19 protein-coding genes are annotated in these 17,585 nt (G+C 61.3%); 11 read left to right on the forward strand and 8 right to left on the reverse strand.

Features of this window, described 5'->3' with window-relative positions; translation table 11 throughout:
- Window positions 1-8 precede the first annotated feature (8 nt).
- The 3 genes from AC4PS7_RS18925 to AC4PS7_RS18935 are packed head-to-tail and all read right to left on the reverse strand — an operon-like array spanning window position 9 to window position 3,552.
- The gene (locus tag AC4PS7_RS18925; RefSeq protein WP_010213895.1) at window positions 9-281 is read right to left on the reverse strand and encodes an oxidative damage protection protein; all 273 of its coding nucleotides are present in this window, start codon (window positions 279-281) and stop codon (window positions 9-11) included.
- Window positions 278-1,345 carry an A/G-specific adenine glycosylase gene (gene mutY, locus AC4PS7_RS18930; RefSeq protein WP_010213893.1) on the reverse strand — a complete coding sequence of 356 codons (1,068 nt, stop codon included), beginning with the start codon at window positions 1,343-1,345 and terminating at the stop codon, window positions 278-280. Before mutY ends, AC4PS7_RS18925 begins: the two co-directional genes overlap by 4 nt.
- Window positions 1,342-3,552, reverse strand: coding sequence for an AsmA family protein (locus tag AC4PS7_RS18935; RefSeq protein ID WP_492179688.1), 2,211 nt, complete (start codon window positions 3,550-3,552; stop codon window positions 1,342-1,344). The genes mutY and AC4PS7_RS18935 overlap by 4 nt, the downstream gene beginning before the upstream one ends.
- A gap of 325 nt (window positions 3,553-3,877) precedes the next feature.
- Between AC4PS7_RS18935 and AC4PS7_RS18940 the strand changes: the two genes are divergently transcribed.
- From AC4PS7_RS18940 to AC4PS7_RS18970, 7 genes are all read left to right on the forward strand, one after another.
- Complete coding sequence (locus AC4PS7_RS18940) at window positions 3,878-5,539, forward strand: OFA family MFS transporter (protein ID WP_021492193.1); 1,662 nt, start codon at window positions 3,878-3,880, stop codon at window positions 5,537-5,539.
- A 231-nt stretch (window positions 5,540-5,770) separates the two neighbouring features.
- The gene (gene hisB / locus AC4PS7_RS18945) at window positions 5,771-6,364 is read left to right on the forward strand and encodes an imidazoleglycerol-phosphate dehydratase HisB (RefSeq protein ID WP_003218037.1); all 594 of its coding nucleotides are present in this window, start codon (window positions 5,771-5,773) and stop codon (window positions 6,362-6,364) included.
- Window positions 6,364-7,002, forward strand: a complete 639-nt coding sequence (gene hisH, locus AC4PS7_RS18950; RefSeq protein WP_010213889.1) for an imidazole glycerol phosphate synthase subunit HisH — start codon at window positions 6,364-6,366, stop codon at window positions 7,000-7,002. The genes hisB and hisH overlap by 1 nt, the downstream gene beginning before the upstream one ends.
- Window positions 7,003-7,260 (forward strand): DUF2164 domain-containing protein, encoded by a 258-nt coding sequence (locus AC4PS7_RS18955; RefSeq protein ID WP_010213888.1) that lies wholly within the window; start codon window positions 7,003-7,005, stop codon window positions 7,258-7,260.
- Window positions 7,261-7,299: 39 nt separating this feature from the next.
- Window positions 7,300-8,037: a 1-(5-phosphoribosyl)-5-[(5-phosphoribosylamino)methylideneamino]imidazole-4-carboxamide isomerase gene (gene hisA / locus AC4PS7_RS18960; RefSeq protein WP_003187784.1), complete on the forward strand. Its 738-nt coding sequence runs from the start codon at window positions 7,300-7,302 to the stop codon at window positions 8,035-8,037.
- Between the two features lie 9 nt (window positions 8,038-8,046).
- Complete coding sequence (gene hisF / locus AC4PS7_RS18965; protein ID WP_016972251.1) at window positions 8,047-8,817, forward strand: imidazole glycerol phosphate synthase subunit HisF; 771 nt, start codon at window positions 8,047-8,049, stop codon at window positions 8,815-8,817.
- A gap of 66 nt (window positions 8,818-8,883) precedes the next feature.
- On the forward strand, window positions 8,884-9,639 hold the full coding sequence (locus tag AC4PS7_RS18970; RefSeq protein WP_010213885.1) for a substrate-binding periplasmic protein: 756 nt from the start codon (window positions 8,884-8,886) through the stop codon (window positions 9,637-9,639).
- A gap of 50 nt (window positions 9,640-9,689) precedes the next feature.
- Here AC4PS7_RS18970 and AC4PS7_RS18975 read toward each other — a convergent pair whose 3' ends face one another.
- The 4 genes from AC4PS7_RS18975 to gpmI form a co-directional block, all read right to left on the reverse strand.
- On the reverse strand, window positions 9,690-10,463 hold the full coding sequence (locus AC4PS7_RS18975; RefSeq protein WP_010213884.1) for a divergent polysaccharide deacetylase family protein: 774 nt from the start codon (window positions 10,461-10,463) through the stop codon (window positions 9,690-9,692).
- A 1-nt stretch (window position 10,464) separates the two neighbouring features.
- Window positions 10,465-11,781 carry a S41 family peptidase gene (locus AC4PS7_RS18980; RefSeq protein ID WP_021492191.1) on the reverse strand — a complete coding sequence of 439 codons (1,317 nt, stop codon included), beginning with the start codon at window positions 11,779-11,781 and terminating at the stop codon, window positions 10,465-10,467.
- Between the two features lie 30 nt (window positions 11,782-11,811).
- On the reverse strand, window positions 11,812-13,107 hold the full coding sequence (locus AC4PS7_RS18985; protein WP_010213881.1) for a murein hydrolase activator EnvC family protein: 1,296 nt from the start codon (window positions 13,105-13,107) through the stop codon (window positions 11,812-11,814).
- A gap of 257 nt (window positions 13,108-13,364) precedes the next feature.
- Window positions 13,365-14,891, reverse strand: coding sequence for a 2,3-bisphosphoglycerate-independent phosphoglycerate mutase (gene gpmI / locus AC4PS7_RS18990; RefSeq protein ID WP_010213878.1), 1,527 nt, complete (start codon window positions 14,889-14,891; stop codon window positions 13,365-13,367).
- 151 nt (window positions 14,892-15,042) lie between these two features.
- On the opposite strand from gpmI, the gene AC4PS7_RS18995 reads away from it, so the two are divergent.
- Genes AC4PS7_RS18995 through secB form a run of 3 tightly spaced genes read left to right on the forward strand, consistent with a single transcriptional unit; the run spans window position 15,043 to window position 16,233 of the window.
- Complete coding sequence (locus AC4PS7_RS18995) at window positions 15,043-15,456, forward strand: rhodanese-like domain-containing protein (RefSeq protein ID WP_010213877.1); 414 nt, start codon at window positions 15,043-15,045, stop codon at window positions 15,454-15,456.
- 1 nt (window position 15,457) lies between these two features.
- Window positions 15,458-15,712, forward strand: a complete 255-nt coding sequence (grxC, locus tag AC4PS7_RS19000; protein WP_010213876.1) for a glutaredoxin 3 — start codon at window positions 15,458-15,460, stop codon at window positions 15,710-15,712.
- 41 nt (window positions 15,713-15,753) lie between these two features.
- Window positions 15,754-16,233: a protein-export chaperone SecB gene (gene secB / locus AC4PS7_RS19005; RefSeq protein ID WP_010213875.1), complete on the forward strand. Its 480-nt coding sequence runs from the start codon at window positions 15,754-15,756 to the stop codon at window positions 16,231-16,233.
- A gap of 119 nt (window positions 16,234-16,352) precedes the next feature.
- Here the strand turns inward: secB and AC4PS7_RS19010 are convergent, their stop codons facing one another.
- Window positions 16,353-16,808, reverse strand: coding sequence for a tRNA (cytidine(34)-2'-O)-methyltransferase (locus AC4PS7_RS19010; protein WP_010213874.1), 456 nt, complete (start codon window positions 16,806-16,808; stop codon window positions 16,353-16,355).
- Between AC4PS7_RS19010 and AC4PS7_RS19015 the strand changes: the two genes are divergently transcribed.
- Window positions 16,807-17,247, forward strand: coding sequence for a hypothetical protein (locus AC4PS7_RS19015; protein WP_044286495.1), 441 nt, complete (start codon window positions 16,807-16,809; stop codon window positions 17,245-17,247). The genes AC4PS7_RS19010 and AC4PS7_RS19015 overlap by 2 nt on opposite strands.
- The last annotated feature ends 338 nt before the right edge of the window (window positions 17,248-17,585 follow it).

Below are 17,585 nucleotides of genomic sequence, written 5' to 3' on the forward strand. Positions count from 1 at the left end.
TTGATCAATTATTGAGCAGGTGGCACGTAGCCGTCGGCCTTGGCGTAATCCTCGCCGGAAAAGAACTTGTCCATTTCGCCCGCCAGGTATTTACGGTCTTCGGCGTTCATCATGTTCAGGCGCTTTTCGTTGATCAGCAGGGTCTGGTGTTTCAGCCAGTCGCCCCAGGCCTTGGCCGAGACGTGCTCGAAAATGTCCTGGCCTTTGGCGCCCGGGTAAGGAGGGCGTTCGAGGCCTGGCAGTTCTTCTTTGTACTTGCGGCACATGATGGTGCGGGTCATGACGAAACTCCTGCATTCAATACGTCGGCCGCGCGTTTCAGCAGTTTTTTTACCGGGGCGGCAAGGCCCAGGCGCGGCGGGGTGGCGAGGTTATACCAGAGCCAGTCGGCCTCGGCCACGTGATGGGCGGATTCCTCGACCTGGACCAGCCAGGGTTCGATGGCGAGCTGGAAGTGGCTGAAGGTGTGGATCAGCCCCGGCAGTTCCTGGTGCTTGCCCAGCGCCAGCGCGTGCTGGTTGGCCAGGTGTTCCAGGTCTTGCAGGTCATCCAGCTCCGGCAGACTCCAGAGACCGCCCCACAGGCCCGTCGAAGGGCGGCGGTAAAGCAGGATTGCGCCCTCGGCATTGGCCAGCAGCGGCATCAGCGTGCGCTTTTGCGGGATGGTCTTGCGTGGCTTGGGGATTGGATAACGTGTCTCCAGGCCGAGCATGTGGGCTTCGCAGCCTTTTTCCAGTGGGCACAGCAGGCAGCTGGGTTTACTGCGGGTGCAAAGCGTGGCGCCCATGTCCATCATCGCCTGGGTGTAGGCGTTGACACGGTCATGGGGCGTGAAGCGTTCTGCGGTGGCCCACAGCTGCTTGGCCACCTTGGGCTCGCCTGGGTAGCCCTCCTGCGCGGTAAAGCGCGCCAGCACGCGCTTGACGTTGCCGTCGAGGATCGGCGCGCGCAGGCCCATGCTCAGGCTGGCGATCGCGCCAGCGGTGGACAAGCCGATACCGGGCAACTCGGTGAGCTTCTCGACATCCTTGGGAAACTCGCCGCCGTACTCGGCCACGACAATCTTTGCGGTCTTCTGCAGGTTGCGCGCGCGGGTGTAGTAACCCAGGCCGGTCCACAAATGCAGTACTTCATCTTCCGGCGCCGCGGCCAGGGCCTCGACCGTAGGCAGCGAAGCCATGAAACGGTCGAAGTAATTGAGCACGGTGCTCACCTGGGTCTGTTGCAGCATGATCTCCGAGACCCACACCCGGTAAGGCGTGATGCCCTGTTGCCAGGGCAGGTCATGGCGACCGTGGCGGTCGTACCAGTCAAGCACCGCCGTTGAAAACTGCTCGTCTCTCATCGTTTGAACAGGCCTTTCAAAGCATCTTTGAGCTGCGGATTAACCTTGTCGAGCTTCTCTTCCAGCTTCTCGTTCAGGCGGTTGCCGGCGGCCTTGATGGCGACCTGGCCCAGGCCGTCCTTGTCCAGGCGGCAGGCCTTGGCGCCGAGTTCCAGCGGGCCACGGCAGCGCAACGGCACTTCGATGCCCTGGAAGTTCGAGCCCACCTGGCAGGCGGGATCCGGCGTTTCACGCTGGTCGCCTTCGACGATGATACCGACGCGGTAGTCCATGCCCAGCACGCGCAGGTCGACGTCGCCATTGCCGTTGACGGTCAGGCCCGGGATGCGCACTTTCAGGTCGGGGTTGCTGGCCACGCCGTTACGGAAGGTCAGGTTGCCCTTCAATTCCTGGAATGGCGTGTCCTTGCCTTGTGGTGTGCTGCTCAAGGTCTTGCGGTTGAGCAAGGCGATACCGGTGCACAGCTGCTGTTCAAGGTTGGCGTTGAGCAATACGCCGTTGTTGATCACAAAGCTGGCGGTGCCGTTGAGGCTGTCGATCAGGGCTTTCTGGCTATTGCCGCGGCCCGTGAGGTTGCTGTCGAGGGTGACTTGGCCCTTCACCGGCGGGTTTTGCCCCTGAGCTTGCAGGATGCGTTCGACCGGCACTTGCTTGATGTGGCTTTGCAGCGCGAGCACCGGGATGTCCTGGCGCACGTCGAGCGTGCCATTGGCCTGGAACGAACCGTTGTAGAGACCGCCGCTCAGGGTGTCGAGCTTGAGCTGGCCATCGACGCCGGACGCCTTGAGCACCGCATTCTGGATCGGCAGCTTGCTCAGGGTCAGTTGGCGGAAGGCCAGGTCGGCGTTCACATCCAGCGTGCGCAGGCGTGTCAGCGGCAACAGTTTGTCGGTGCTCCAGGCACCTTTGGTCGGCGCGTCGGGCAGTGGCGTGGTGCCGCCGGCAGCCATGGCACCGGCTTCGCTGTTCTGCACTTCGGCCTGGCGGGCTGCGGCTGCGCCTTTGGCGGATTCAGACTTGGCCGGCAGGTAATTGTCGGCGTTGAAGGTATCGCCTTTGAGTTGGACGCGCAGGGATTGCTTGGCAAAGTCTTCCACGGCGAGGCGACCGGTGAAGGTGCTGCCGTCGAGTTTCAGGTTCAGGTCTTCCAGGGCCAGGCTGGTCGGCGTGCCCTTGAGACGGCTGACCAGTTCGACTTTGCTCAGGCTGCCCTCGGCCATGGGCGGCAGCGGGTGGCCGACGCCGTCGAGGAATTTGGCCAGGTCAAACTGGGCGATGGACAGCGCGCCGCTCAACTGCGGAGTCTTGTCCAGGTCGTTGACCTTCAGCTCGCCCAAGGCGCGTAACTGGTTGGCCGAGAGCTTCACGTTGGTCCATTCGGCGATATTGGCCGCCTGATCCACCAGCAATTGGCCCTGGGTCGAGAACGTCACGGTTTTGCCTTGCAGCGGCTCGCCCGTGGCTTCGCCGGTGATCTTCATGTCTTCAAACTGATAGCGCTTGAGCGCACGCTGGATACGCAGGTTGCCGTTGAGCTCGGTCTTGACGCGCATCACCGGCTGGTTGCTGCCGAAGAAGGCAGTGAGTTTCACCGGGATGCTGGCGCCTTCGTGCACGGCACCGGCGCTCAGTTGGATGCTTTCGGCGCTGAACTGCTTGCCGGTCTGCTCGTCGTTGTATTCGACGCGGGCGTTGTTGATCGTCAGGCTGTCGATGTCCAGGCGGATGGGCTTCGAGGGCTTTTCCGGTTCGGTCTCGGCAGGCTGCTCAACCGAGCCTGGGCTGCCGACGGTCGCCTCGGTCACGTTCTTGCCGATGTCTTCCCAGTTGCCGTGGCCTTGTTTGTCACGGTTGAGGCGCAGGTTGAGGCCTTCGACGCGTACATCGCTCATCTGCACTTCGCGGCGCAGCAGCGGCAGCACGCGCACCGACAGGCCAAGCATCTGCAGGTCGGCGAACGGCTGGGTCGGCGCGGTCAGTGTCGCCACGCTGGCTTCGTGCAGTTCAAGCCCGAGCCAGGGGAATAGGCTCCAGCCGATATCGCCATTGAGCGTCAGCTCGATGTGGGCCTTGTCGCGGGCAATCTGGCGAATCTCGTCTTTATAGTCGTTGGGATCGAAGAGATGGGTCAGGGCAAAGCCTAGAGCCACAATGATCAGCAACAGCCCGAGAAGTACCAGACCCAGGATTTTGCCGAACGCTTTCATGGGCGAGTCCTTGTATGTCGATTTCAAAATTTAGCCGCAGAGTATAACGCCCGACGGCCTGCGTCAGTGCCACGATCGTTACATTGTATCCAGGGCCGGGGAAACGGGTTTTTGGCGTCAAACAAAACAGATTTCCTGAAAAAGGTGATATCAGTTTGGTTTTTCTGTCATCCACAGATGCTAATCTCTGCGAGTTCGTCCGCCTTCTGCGGCTTAACGTCGCGCCTAAAAGGGAGCTTCACTCAACAAAACGGCCACGCTTTGCGTGCAAGGCCGAGGGAGAGAGCGCCTGACGAACACATACTAACAACTGGGGGAAACACCAATGAGCACAAGCACTGCGGCAGGTTCAACTGCCGCACAGCCTGCGTTCCTGTCCAAGGAACGCATCATCGCCAAGCCCGGCTTCAACCGCTGGCTGGTTCCACCGGCCGCCCTGGCCATCCACCTGTGTATCGGCATGGCCTACGGCTTCTCGGTGTTCTGGCTGCCACTGTCCAAGGCGCTGGGTATCACCAAGCCGGTCGCCTGTGCGCCGGACATGAGTTTCATCGCCCAAGTCTTCTCGTCGCAATGCGACTGGCCCATCTCGATGCTGGGCTGGATCTATACCCTGTTCTTCATCTTCCTGGGCTGCTCGGCAGCGATCTGGGGCGGCTGGCTGGAACATGCCGGGCCACGTAAGGCCGGTGTTGTATCGGCATTGTGCTGGTGCGGTGGCCTGCTGATCTCGGCGTTGGGTATCTACACCCACCAGATCTGGCTGATGTGGATCGGCTCCGGGGTCATTGGTGGTATTGGCCTGGGCCTGGGCTATATCTCGCCCGTGTCGACCCTGATCAAGTGGTTCCCGGACAAGCGCGGCATGGCGACCGGCATGGCGATCATGGGCTTCGGTGGCGGTGCTATGGTGGGTGCTCCGCTGGCAGCAGCATTGATGGGCCACTTTGCAACGCCCGACAGTGTGGGCGTATGGCAGAGCTTCCTGGTAATGGCCGCGATCTACTTCGTGTTCATGATCGGCGGCGCCTTGTCCTACCGCGTTCCGCCGACCGGCTGGAAGCCTGAGGGCTGGACCGCGCCGGCGAAAAAAGCCAGCAACGCGATGATCACTCACCGTCATGTGCACGTGAACGTGGCGTGGAAGACCCCGCAATTCCGCCTGGTGTGGCTGGTACTGTGCCTGAACGTCTCCGCCGGTATCGGCATCCTCGGCATGGCTTCGCCACTGCTGCAGGAAGTGTTCGGCGGCAAGCTGCTGGGTGTGGATGTGCCGTTTGGCCAACTGGATGCCGGTCAATTGGCTTCCATCGCAGCGATCGCTGCAGGTTTCACCGGTCTGTTGAGCCTGTTCAACATCGGTGGCCGGTTCTTCTGGGCGTCGTTCTCCGACTACCTGGGCCGTAAAAATACCTACTTCGTGTTCTTCGCCCTGGGCTTTGCCCTGTACGCGTTGATCCCGAACCTGGGTCACCTGGGCAACGTGGCGCTGTTCGTCGCCGCGTTCTGCATCATCCTGTCGATGTACGGCGGTGGTTTTGCGACCGTTCCGGCCTACCTGGCCGACCTGTTCGGTACGCAAATGGTCGGCGCGATCCACGGTCGCCTGCTGACTGCGTGGGCGGCGGCTGGCGTGCTGGGCCCGGTGCTGGTGAACTACCTGCGTGAGTATCAGCTGAGCATCGGCGTTGAACGCGCCGCTGCCTACGACATCACGTTGTACATCCTGGCCGGCCTGCTGGTGCTGGGTTTCATCTGCAACCTGCTGGTACGCCCGGTGGCCGACAAGTACTTCATGACCGACGCCGAACTGGCCGCCGAACAGGCGCTGGGTCACGACAAAGGCGCGGATGCCACCACTTCGCTGGAGTGGAAAGCCGCCCCTGGCACTGTGCCGTTGGCGATTGCCGCCTGGCTGGTAGTGGGTATTCCGTTGGCGTGGGGTGTGTGGGTAACCCTGCAGAAAACCGCCGTACTGTTCCACTAACACCGCAATAACGGTGGGCCCGGTTCCTGTGGGAGCCGGGCTTGCCTGCTCCCGCACTTTATCTTCACCCGCCTGAAGCGATCGGGTCGGCGCACCATCCTGGAGCGCCTGCTTGTATGCACATGTCTATCGCTGACACTCCATCAGTCTTATCCCCTCCGATGTTTCTGTTTGGCGCCCGCGCCCCTATAATGGCTGCCTTTTTCGCCCAATGATTTTGCGGAGTTGGTGATGGCCGAACGTAAGGCGTCCGTCGAGCGCGACACTCTGGAAACCCAGATCAAAGCCTCGATCAACCTGGATGGCACCGGAAAGGCCCGATTTGATATCGGTGTCCCTTTTCTTGAGCACATGCTGGACCAGATCGCCCGTCACGGGCTGATCGACCTGGATATCGTCAGCAAAGGCGACCTGCATATCGATGACCACCACACGGTGGAAGACGTTGGCATCACCCTCGGCCAGGCGTTTGCCAAGGCTATTGGCGACAAAAAAGGCATCCGTCGCTACGGCCACGCCTACGTCCCGCTCGACGAAGCGCTGTCGCGCGTTGTCATCGACTTCTCTGGCCGCCCAGGCCTGCAGATGCACGTGCCCTACACCCGCGCCACTGTGGGCGGCTTTGACGTTGATCTGTTCCAGGAATTCTTCCAGGGTTTCGTCAACCACGCACTGGTCAGCCTGCACATCGACAACCTGCGCGGCACCAACACCCACCACCAGATCGAAACCGTGTTCAAGGCCTTCGGCCGCGCGCTGCGCATGGCCGTCGAGCTGGATGACCGCATGGCCGGGCAAATGCCATCGACCAAGGGCGTCTTGTAATGCAGACGGTCGCGGTTATCGATTACGGCATGGGTAACCTGCACTCGGTGGCCAAGGCCCTCGAACACGTAGGGGCCGGCAAGGTGCTGATCACCAGCGATGCCAACGTGATTCGCGAAGCCGACCGGGTGGTGTTTCCCGGCGTCGGTGCGATTCGCGACTGCATGGCCGAAATCCGCCGCCTGGGCTTTGACAGCCTGGTGCGCGAAGTCAGCCAGGATCGGCCGTTTCTCGGTATCTGCGTGGGCATGCAAGCCTTGCTCGACAGCAGTGAGGAGAACGACGGCGTCGACTGCATCGGCCTGTTCCCAGGCCAGGTGAAGTTCTTCGGCAAGGACCTGCACGAAGACGGCGAACACCTGAAAGTCCCGCACATGGGCTGGAACGAAGTCCGCCAGACCGTGGATCACCCGCTCTGGCACGACGTGCCGGACATGGCGCGTTTCTACTTCGTGCACAGCTACTACATCGCCGCCGGTAAACCGGGCCAGGTGGTGGGTGGCGGTCACTACGGCGTCGATTTCGCCGCCGCGCTGGCCGAGGGTTCGCGCTTTGCCGTGCAGTTCCACCCGGAGAAGAGCCATACCCACGGCCTGCAATTGCTGCAGAACTTCGCCGCCTGGGACGGGCGCTGGTAAATGGCCAGGAAGCCGAAGCAGCCGATCTTGAACCTCACGCCCGAACAGGAGAGTGAGGCTACCCTCAAGATCAAGCGCTTCATGGAGGACCGATTCGAGCTTAAATTGGGCTCGTTCGAGGTCGCCGAGATTCTTGAGCTGTTCACCACTGAAGTGGCTCCGCATTATTACAACAGGGCGATTTTCGACACGCAGACGCTCCTTAAAGAAAGGTTCGAAAGCATCGAAAGCGACCTGTGGTCGCTTGAGAAACCCTGATTTCCCAAGCATTGCTGAATATCGAATAAGGTTTGCCAGATGCTGATTATCCCCGCTATCGATCTCAAGGACGGCGCCTGCGTACGTCTGCGCCAAGGCCGCATGGAAGACTCCACTGTGTTCTCCGATGACCCGGTGAGCATGGCTGCCAAATGGGTAGAAGGGGGCTGCCGTCGTCTGCATCTGGTGGACTTGAACGGCGCCTTCGAAGGCCAGCCGGTCAACGGCGAAGTGGTTACCGCCATTGCCAAGCGCTATCCGAACCTGCCGATCCAGATCGGCGGCGGTATCCGCTCCCTGGAAACCATCGAGCATTACGTTAAAGCCGGCGTGAGCTACGTGATCATCGGCACCAAAGCCGTGAAAGACCCGGCGTTCGTCGCCGAAGCCTGCCGCGCGTTCCCCGGCAAAGTGATCGTGGGTCTGGATGCCAAAGACGGCTTCGTCGCCACCGACGGCTGGGCTGAAATCAGCACCGTGCAGGTGATCGACCTGGCCAAGCAGTTCGAAGCCGACGGCGTGTCCGCCATCGTTTATACCGACATCGCCAAAGACGGCATGATGCAGGGCTGCAACGTACCCTTCACCGCCGCGCTGGCGGCTGCGACCAAGATCCCGGTGATCGCTTCTGGCGGTATCCACAACCTGGGCGACATCAAGTCGCTGTTGGACGCCAAGGCGCCCGGCATCATCGGCGCCATCACCGGCCGTGCGATCTACGAAGGTACCCTGGACGTCGCCGAAGCCCAGGCTTACTGCGACGCCTACAACGGCTGAGGACTGACCATGGCGCTGGCCAAACGCATCATCCCTTGCCTGGACGTCGACAACGGTCGCGTGGTCAAGGGCGTCAAGTTCGAGAACATCCGCGACGCCGGCGACCCGGTGGAAATCGCTCGTCGCTACGATGAGCAAGGTGCCGACGAGATTACCTTTCTCGACATCACCGCCAGCGTCGATGGCCGCGACACCACGCTGCATACCGTCGAGCGCATGGCCAGCCAGGTCTTCATCCCCCTGACCGTGGGCGGCGGTGTGCGTACCGTGCAAGACATCCGCAACCTGCTCAATGCCGGCGCGGACAAGGTTTCGATCAACACCGCAGCCGTGTTCAACCCGGAGTTTGTCGGCGAAGCGGCGCAGCATTTCGGCTCGCAATGCATCGTCGTTGCCATCGACGCCAAGAAGGTTTCTGGCCCGGGTGAAACCCCGCGCTGGGAGATCTTCACCCATGGCGGGCGCAAGCCCACCGGCCTGGACGCGGTGGAGTGGGCAATGAAGATGGAAGGCCTGGGCGCCGGTGAAATCCTGCTGACCAGCATGGACCAGGACGGCATGAAAAACGGCTTCGACCTGGGCGTGACCCGCGCCATCAGCGATGCGCTGGGCATTCCGGTGATTGCTTCCGGCGGCGTCGGCAACCTGCAGCACCTGGCCGACGGTGTGACCGAAGGCCACGCCAGCGCGGTGCTGGCGGCGAGTATTTTTCACTTTGGCGAGTACACCGTTCCTGAGGCCAAGGCCTACATGGCGGCGCGCGGTATCGTCGTTCGCTGAATGCTGCTGGACACCATGGCAAGTGCGCGGCACTCTCTGCGCTTGCCATGGATTCCGGTAACTTACATGTTCAAGCACCTGCTGCTCGCCTTCGCCAGTACGTCCCTCCTGTTGGCAGGTTCGGCCCGCGCCGAAGAACCGTCCGACGCCTCCCTGGTGCTGCTGACGGAAAACTTCCCGCCCTACAACATGGCGAAAAACGGCAAGAACTTCGCCAAGGAAGAGAACATCGAAGGCATTGCCGTGGACATCGTGCGCGAGACCTTCAAGCGCGCCGGTATTGCCTACAACCTCACCCTGCGATTTCCTTGGGAACGCATCTACAAGCTCGCCCTGGAAAAACCTGGTTACGGTGTGTTCGTGATGGCCCGGCTGCCGGACCGTGAAGCGCTGTTCAAATGGGTCGGCCCCATTGGCCCCGACGATTGGGTGCTGCTGGCCAAGGCTGACAGCAAAATCCAACTGGCCCACCTTGAGCACGCCCGCCCCTACAGGATCGGTGCCTACAAGGGTGATGCGATTGCCGAGTCCCTGGAAAAACAGGGTTTAAAGCCGATAGTCGTGCTGCGGGACCAGGACAACGCGCAGAAACTGATGGATGGCCAGATCGATCTGTGGGCCACCGGCGATCCTGCCGGACGTTACCTGGCGCGCCAAGTCGGCGTGACGGGGCTCAAGACGGTCCTGCGCTTTAACAGCGCCCAGCTCTACCTTGCACTGAACAAGGACGTGCCGGATGAGCTGGTAGCCAAGCTTCAGGCCGCGCTGGACCAACTGCGAAAAGATGGCGTCGTCGACGAGATCATGGCGAACTATCTGTAACCGGACGAATTCCCTGTAGGCGCTGGCAAGTCGGCGCCTACAACGGATCGTCAGCGGTAAATGCCATCCTTGCCGTGCCCGGCCATGGCCTGGTTGCTGCGCACGCTAATCATCAACTTGATATTGATCCAGTCGACGCCCTGGGCCTTGAGCTTGGGCAATTCGCGCTCCAACACCGCCAGGGTTTGTGGGTAAGGGTGGCCGATCATCACCACTGAACCCTGCTTGTGCGCCAGCTTGATTGCCGTCTGCAATTGCGTGGTGATCGCCGCTTCGGTGCGCTCGTCATCCAGAAACACATCCCGCGACACATGGGCCAGGCCAATCTTCTGCGCCTCGGCGGCCGCCACGGTTTGCGCACTGGTCCGGCTGTCGACGAAGAACTTGTTGCGCCGTTGCAGTTCGGCCATCAGCCAGGCCATGGCGGCCGGCTGGGCAGTCATGCGGCTGCCCATGTGGTTGTTGATACCGGCGGTGTAGGGCACGGCCTGGAACGCGGCGTCCAGGCGCTTGCCGAGTTCTTCGATGGACAACTCGGGGTGCCAGGCAAACGGTCCGGTAGCCGGGTCCATGGGCATGTGCAGGATCACGATCTTGCCGGCCTTGTGCGCTTCGCGGGCGAATTCGGCGGCGTGGGGCGTGTCGGGCATGATCGCCGTGGTGACCGGCCCAGGCAGGGCCAGCACGCGACGATCGCGGGGCAGGTTTTGCCCGAGATCGTCGATGATGAGGGTCAGGTAGGCTTTGTGCGGCTCACCGGCAGGTGTCGCGTGGGCGACGCCTGCCAGGCTGCACAGCACAGCAATGATCAGGGCAAAACGCATATCAACGGCTGCGGGTGATGCTCAGGCCCTTGAGCAGGCTCAGCGCCTGGGCCAGCTGGTAATCGTCGTCCTGCGGCATCGGTTTGGCTTTCTTGCTGCTATCGGTTGGCTGGTCAGCGCCGCCGTTGCCATTGCCCAAGTGACCTTGCAGGTCAGCCTCTTTGTAGTACTCGCTGTCGATCTCGTTGGTGATCTTGGCCTTGCGCACCTCGATGTCCGGCACGATGCCCTGGGCCTGGATCGAGCGGCCATTCGGTGTGTAGTACAGCGCAGTGGTGATCTTCAGCGCCCGCTCGTTGTTCAGCGGCAATACGGTTTGCACCGAGCCTTTGCCGAAGCTGGTGGTGCCCATCAGCACGCCGCGCTTCTGGTCTTGCAGCGCGCCGGCGACGATCTCCGAGGCCGAGGCGCTGCCGCCGTTGATCAGCACGGCCAGTGGCACGTTTTCGCTGAGATCGTTGCCGGTGGCCGAGAAGCGCAGCTCGGAGTTGGCGATACGGCCCTTGGTGTAGACGATCAGGCCTTTGGTGATGAAGTGGTCGACCACTTCCACCGCCGACTGCAGCACGCCGCCTGGGTTATTACGCAGGTCGAGCACGATACCGTTGAGTTTTTTGCCGTTGTCCTTGCGCAGCTTCGCCAGGGCCTTGGCCACTTCGTCGCCGGTCTTGACCTGGAACTGGGTGATGCGGATGTAGCCGTAGCCCGACTCCAACAGCTGACTCTTCACGCTCTTGACCACAATGGTCGCGCGGGTCAGCGTCACGTCGAACGGGTTGCCGCCGTCGCGTACCAGGGTCAGGGTGATTTTCTGGCCGATCTTGCCGCGCATCTTGTCGACGGCTTCGGTCATGGTCTGGCCACGGGTCGGCTGACCATTGATCTTGACGATAAAGTCGCCAGCCTGGATGCCTGCCTTGGACGCCGGGGTGTCATCGATCGGCGAGACCACCTTGATGTTGCCGTCTTCGGAGCCGACTTCAATGCCCAGGCCGCCGAATTCACCGCTGGTGCTTTCCTGCAGCTCGGCGAAATCTTCCGGGCCCAGGTAGGCGGAGTGCGGATCGAGGTTGCTGAGCATGCCCTTGATGGCATTTTCCAGCAGGGTCTTGTCGTCTACGGGTTCGACATAGGCTGCCTTGATGCGGTCCATGACCTCGGCGAACGTGCGCAGCTCATCCAGCGGCAACGGCGCCTTGGTGGTCGCGGCCGTGGCGGCGGGTGCAGCCGGAGCGGCCTGGTCGGCGAAAGCCAGGGGCGCGCCGATCACCAGGGCGATCGTCAGGGCCAGCGAAGTGAGGCGGGACAAATGCAGCATGTCGAACGAACTCCTAATGTAGATGCAGCCCTATCCTTGGGAACGGCACCATTGTGCAGGGTCGCTCGGGCGGCCCTGCTGACGAATAGCGAAGTACAGCGCCGGGGTGTCCTGGCCACCACTGTTACCGACAGTGGAAATGGATTCACCGGCTTTTACAACATCACCTGCCGACTTGAGTAAAGTCTGATTGTGGCCGTAAAGACTCAAATAGCCATTACCGTGGTCAAGAATCACCAACAAACCGGCACCCCGCAGCCAATCGGCAAACACCACGCGCCCACCGTGGACGGCGTGCACCTGGCTGCCAGCGGAGGCGCTGATCATCACGCCATCCCACTTCGCGCGGGTGTCATCGCCACGGGTTTCACCGAAGCGTGCCAGTAATCGACCATCAACCGGCCATGGAAGTTTGCCGCGCGCTGAAGCAAAAGGGCCGCCGAAGGATTCGCCGGCGCTGGAAACCAGCGGGCCAGGCGCTGCACGCGCCGGTTTACGCGGTGCCGGGGCGTCCGAGGTGGCAGCCAGCTCGGCCTCACGCTGGCGCTTTTTTTCGGCTTCCTGCTGGGCGATCAGCGCTTTTTGCCGCGCTTCTTCGGCCTCACGTGCCTGGCGGGCCAGGGTTTCTTCAATCGTTTTGAGGACTTTGGCCAAGTCGGCCTGGTCCTGCTCGCGGGCTTGCAGCTTGGCGTCGCGGGCCTTCACGTCGTCATTCAGCTTGGCCAGGGCCAGCTGGCGCTCTTTGCGAACCTTGTCCAGCTCGTCGCGCTGAGCGTTGAGGCTGCTTTTCTGGTCCTCAAGCTGCGACTGCTGGTTAGCGATTTCCTGTTCGACGTTGACCAACTGGCGCAAGGTCTCGTTGAAGCTCTTTAATTGCTCCAGGCGGGCCTTGCTCAGGTAGTCGTAGTAGGTCAGGGTGCGCGCGAATTTTTCCGGGTTCTGCTGGTTGAGCAGCAGCTTGAGGTATTCCTGGCGGCCATTCTGATAGGCGGCACGCGCCTGGATCGCGATCAAGCGTTGCTGTTCAACGCGTGCGCTCTGGAGTTTTTTTTTCTCAGCGTCGAGTCGCTCCAGTTCCGACTCGCTCTTCTTTAGTTCTTTTTGTAACTCCTGGACCTGCTTCTCCAGCTTGCCCATCTCGGTTTCCGTGCCGCGCAGGTCTTTCTGCACGCCGGATTTTTCTTCCTGGAGCTTGCCGAGCAGTTTTTTCAGCTCGGTAATGTCCTGACGCGTAGCGTCCAACTGTTGTTGGGTTTGTGCGCGCTCATCGGCAAACGCCGGTTGGAGCAGGCAGACAAGAGCGAGGGTAATCAAGGCGCGAAGCATAGAGGCGGGCGACACCAGGGAAAGGGACGCTCTAGTATGCCCGCCAAGCGCGGCAAAAAAAACGCCCAATTCGGGCTGGGGGCAAGTTATGTGCCGAGTGGCGCTGGAATGGCGAAAAGATATCTACCAAACACAGAAGATCCAATGTGGGAGGGGGCTTGCCCCCGATAGCGGTGTATCAGCCACCTATGTTTCAGCCGATCTACCGTAATCGGGGGCAAGCCCCCCTCCCACATTATTTTTCGGTGAGGCTGGAATCAGACCAGAATCGAAGTCCCGGTCATCTCCACCGGCTTCTCCAGCCCCATCAGCATCAGCATGGTCGGCGCCACATCTGCCAGCACGCCGCCTTCGCGCACTTTCAAATCACGCTTGCCGACATAGATAAACGGCACTGGCTCAGTCGTGTGGGCTGTGTGGGCCTGGCCGGTGGATTCATCGGACATCTGTTCGCAGTTGCCGTGGTCAGCCGTGATCAGTGCTTCGCCGCCGACTTTCTCCAGGGCATCGACGATGCGACCGACGCAAAGGTCCAGGCATTCCACGGCCTTGGTCGCGGCTTCCAGGTTACCGCTATGGCCGACCATATCGCCGTTGGCGTAGTTGACCACGATCACGTCGTAACGCTGGTGTTCGATGGCGTCGACGATCTTGTCGGTGACTTCCGGCGCGCTCATTTCCGGCTGCAGGTCGTAGGTCGCAACCTTTGGCGATGGGATCAGGATGCGTTCTTCGCCTGGGAACGGCTCTTCACGACCGCCGGAGAAGAAGAAGGTCACGTGGGCGTATTTCTCGGTTTCGGCAATGCGCAGCTGGGTCTTGCCGTTTTTTGCCAGGTAGTCGCCCAGCACGTTGTCCAGGCTGCCCGGAGCAAAGGCCGCGGGGGCCGGGATGCTGGCGGCGTATTGGGTCAGGCCCACGTACTGCACTTTGGGCTGGCGGGCACGCTCGAATTCCTTGAAACCGTCTTCGACAAATACGCGGCTCAGCTCGCGGGCGCGGTCGGCACGGAAGTTCATGAACACCACCGCGTCGCCGTCTTCTACCTTCACCGGCTCGCCGATGGTGGTGGCCTTGACGAATTCGTCACTCTCGCCACGGGCGTAGGCGGCCTCCAGGCCTTCCTGGGCGGTGGCGGCGTGGAATTCGGCCTGGCCGTCGACGATCAGGTTGTAGGCCTGGGAGACGCGGTCCCAACGGTTGTCGCGGTCCATGGCGAAGTAACGGCCGACCAAACTGGCGATACGGCCTTTGCCGAGGGCGGCGAAGGTGGTGTCGAGCAGTTCGATGGAGGATTGCGCGCTTTTCGGCGGGGTGTCCCGGCCGTCGAGGAAAGCGTGCAGGTAAATCTTGTCGGCGCCGCGCTTAAAGGCCAGTTCGGCCATGGCGACCAGGTGGTCCTGGTGGCTGTGGACGCCGCCATCGGACAGCAGGCCCATGAAGTGCACGGCCTTGCCGGCAGCCACTGCTTTATCTACCGCGGCGCAGATGGTCGGGTTCTCGAAGAACTCACCATCGCGGATCGCTTTGGTCACACGGGTGAAGTCCTGGTATACCACTCGTCCGGCGCCGAGGTTCATGTGGCCGACTTCCGAGTTGCCCATCTGACCGTCCGGCAAGCCTACGTCCATACCTGAACCAGAGATGAGGCCGTTGGGTACGCTGGCGGTCAGGCGGTCGAGTACCGGCTTCTTGGCCGCGTATACCGCGTTGTCGTGGTGGCTTTCACTGTGTCCGAAGCCATCGAGAATTATCAGGACCAAAGGTTTAGGCGTAGTAGTCATAGATCCTCTCGCGGCGGTAATAAAGGAAGACAATTGAAAAGGGAGTGGCAGTTTAAAGCGAAGTTCCGACCACGTCACCGCTTTACGGGGGTTGGCCCCCCCTGACGGCTGTGTATACTTACCGCCATTTTAACGCCCTGGAACCTCCTTGATGGTTGATCACCTGATTGCATTTGCCACTGCCCACTACCTGCTCGTGGGTGCCTTCGTCATCCTGCTGGCGCTGCTGATCGCTCACGAATTGAGCCGCGGTGGCCGCAGCCTGAGCACGGCGGAGCTGACCGCACTGGTCAACAAGGATGAGGCCGTTGTCGTGGACATCCGCCCGGCCAAGGATTTTGCCACCGGCCACATCGTCGGTGCCCTGAACATTCCGCAGGACAAGCTGATCGCGCGCCTGGCCGAGTTGGAAAAGCACAAGGCCAAGACCATCATCCTGGTCGACGCCCAAGGCCAGCACGCCGGCACCCACGCCCGCGAAATGCTCAAGACCGGTTTCACCGCCGCCAAGCTGTCCGGTGGCATCAGCAGCTGGCGCGCCGATAACCTGCCGCTGGTGAAGTGATATGAGCCAGGTTGTCGTGTATTCCAGCGATTGGTGCCCTTACTGCATGCGGGCCAAGGCTCTGCTGGAGAAAAAGGGCGTTGCCTTCGAAGAAATCAAGGTCGACGGCAAACCCCAGGTGCGCGCCGAGATGGCCCAGAAGGCGGGGCGCACGTCCGTGCCGCAGATCTGGATCGGCGCCAAGCATATCGGTGGTTGCGATGACCTGTTTGCCCTGGAGCGCGCGGGTAAACTCGATGCGCTGCTGCTCGTCTGATGCCTAAACCCTAAAAGACCCCAAGATCACAAGGATCTGCGATGACTGACCAACAGAACACCGAAGCTGCAGAAGCCCAAGCGCCACAGTTTTCGCTGCAGCGCATCTACGTGCGTGACCTGTCGTTCGAAGCGCCGAAAAGCCCGGCCATCTTCCGCCAGGAATGGACCCCAAGCGTTGCACTGGACCTGAACACTCGCCAGAAGGCCCTGGAAGGCGACTTCCACGAAGTCGTGCTGACCCTGTCCGTGACCGTCAAGAACGGCGAAGAAGTGGCCTTCATCGCTGAAGTGCAACAGGCCGGTATCTTCCTGATCCAGGGCCTGGACGAAGCGTCCATGAGCCACACCTTGGGCGCGTTCTGCCCGAACATCCTGTTCCCGTATGCCCGTGAGACCCTGGACAGCCTGGTCACCCGTGGCTCGTTCCCTGCGCTGATGCTGGCTCCGGTGAACTTCGATGCCCTGTACGCTCAAGAGCTGCAGCGCATGCAACAGGAAGGTTCGTCGACCGTTCAATAAGTCGATGCGGTAAAAATGTGGGAGGGGGCTTGCCCCCGATAGCGGAGTGTCAGTCACATAGATGTCGACTGGCACTCCGTCATCGGGGGCAAGCCCCCTCCCACACTTGTTTTACGGTGTTACTTGAAACCGAGCTGGCGCCAGCCTTCGTAAACCGCGACGGCCACGGTGTTGGACAGGTTCAAGCTGCGGCACCCCTCGCGCATCGGCAAGCGCAGGCGATGGCCATCGGGCAGGGCGTCGAGTACCTCGGCCGGCAGGCCACGGCTTTCCGGACCGAACAGGAAGGCGTCACCTTCGGCAAAGCTGACATCGTGGAACGGTTGCGAGCCCTTGGTGGTGAACGCGAACAGTCGCGGATGCCCCAGGCTTTCCAGGCAACTGGCCAGGTCGGCGTGGCGCTTGAGCGTGGCGTACTCGTGGTAGTCGAGCCCGGCACGGCGCAGGCGCTTGTCGTCCATGTCGAAGCCCAGGGGCTCGATCAAATGCAGGTGGCAGCCACTGTTGGCGCACAGCCTGATAACGTTGCCGGTATTCGGCGGAATTTCTGGTTGAAAAAGGATGACGTGAAACATGCACGGCTCCGAAGGCAAAGATGCGCTGCATTCTACCCCTGAAGAGGACCCAAGACCGAAGCTTATGCCTCGGGTCATGGGCTCATTGGCGATTGTTGGCATGATGGTGGGCCTGATGATCGGTCGCCTGACCACACCGGACCCGGTCGAACTGCAGCAGGTCGAGACCGCGGCGGACGGCGTGGTGGTGTGGTTCAACAGCGAACCCAAGCTGCACGGCGAGCATATCGACGGCACCGTGGCGCTGCTGTTCGACGCACAGGGCCAGGCCGCCGGTGGGCAGCTCAAGGTCAATGACAAGGATGTGAACTGGCGCGTGCGCAAGACCGATGGCGGCCTGCTGCTGAACCTGGTGGCGGCTCGGCCGTTGCGCGGGGAATGGAAAGGGGAGGAGGCTGACGGCCGCTGGCGGCTGGCGATCCATCTCCAAGAGCAATAAAAGAGGGAGTTCCCGGCCTGCCTGTACCAGGGCTCCCAAAACAGGGTGAAGCTTGCAAAGCTTCGGTGTTAAAGAGGGAATCCCCGGCCTGCCTGTACCGAGGTTCCCCAAAGCGGTGTGGGGCGCGACGCTGCTCGCGTCAAGCACCCCGGGTGTAAAGAGGGGATTCTCGGCCTGCCTGTACCAAGGTCCCCGAAACTGGGTAGTACAAGGGTTATTGCAGGGCGCGTGCCAGAGTGGCGACGTTGTGCCAAAAAAATCCTAAAAAAAGCGCAAAGCCCCGGAATACGGGGCTTTGGTGTTTTTGGTATTCAGATTGTCATCAACGAGCCTGAGGC

This window comes from Pseudomonas sp. DW-iso3 (assembly GCF_058725305.1).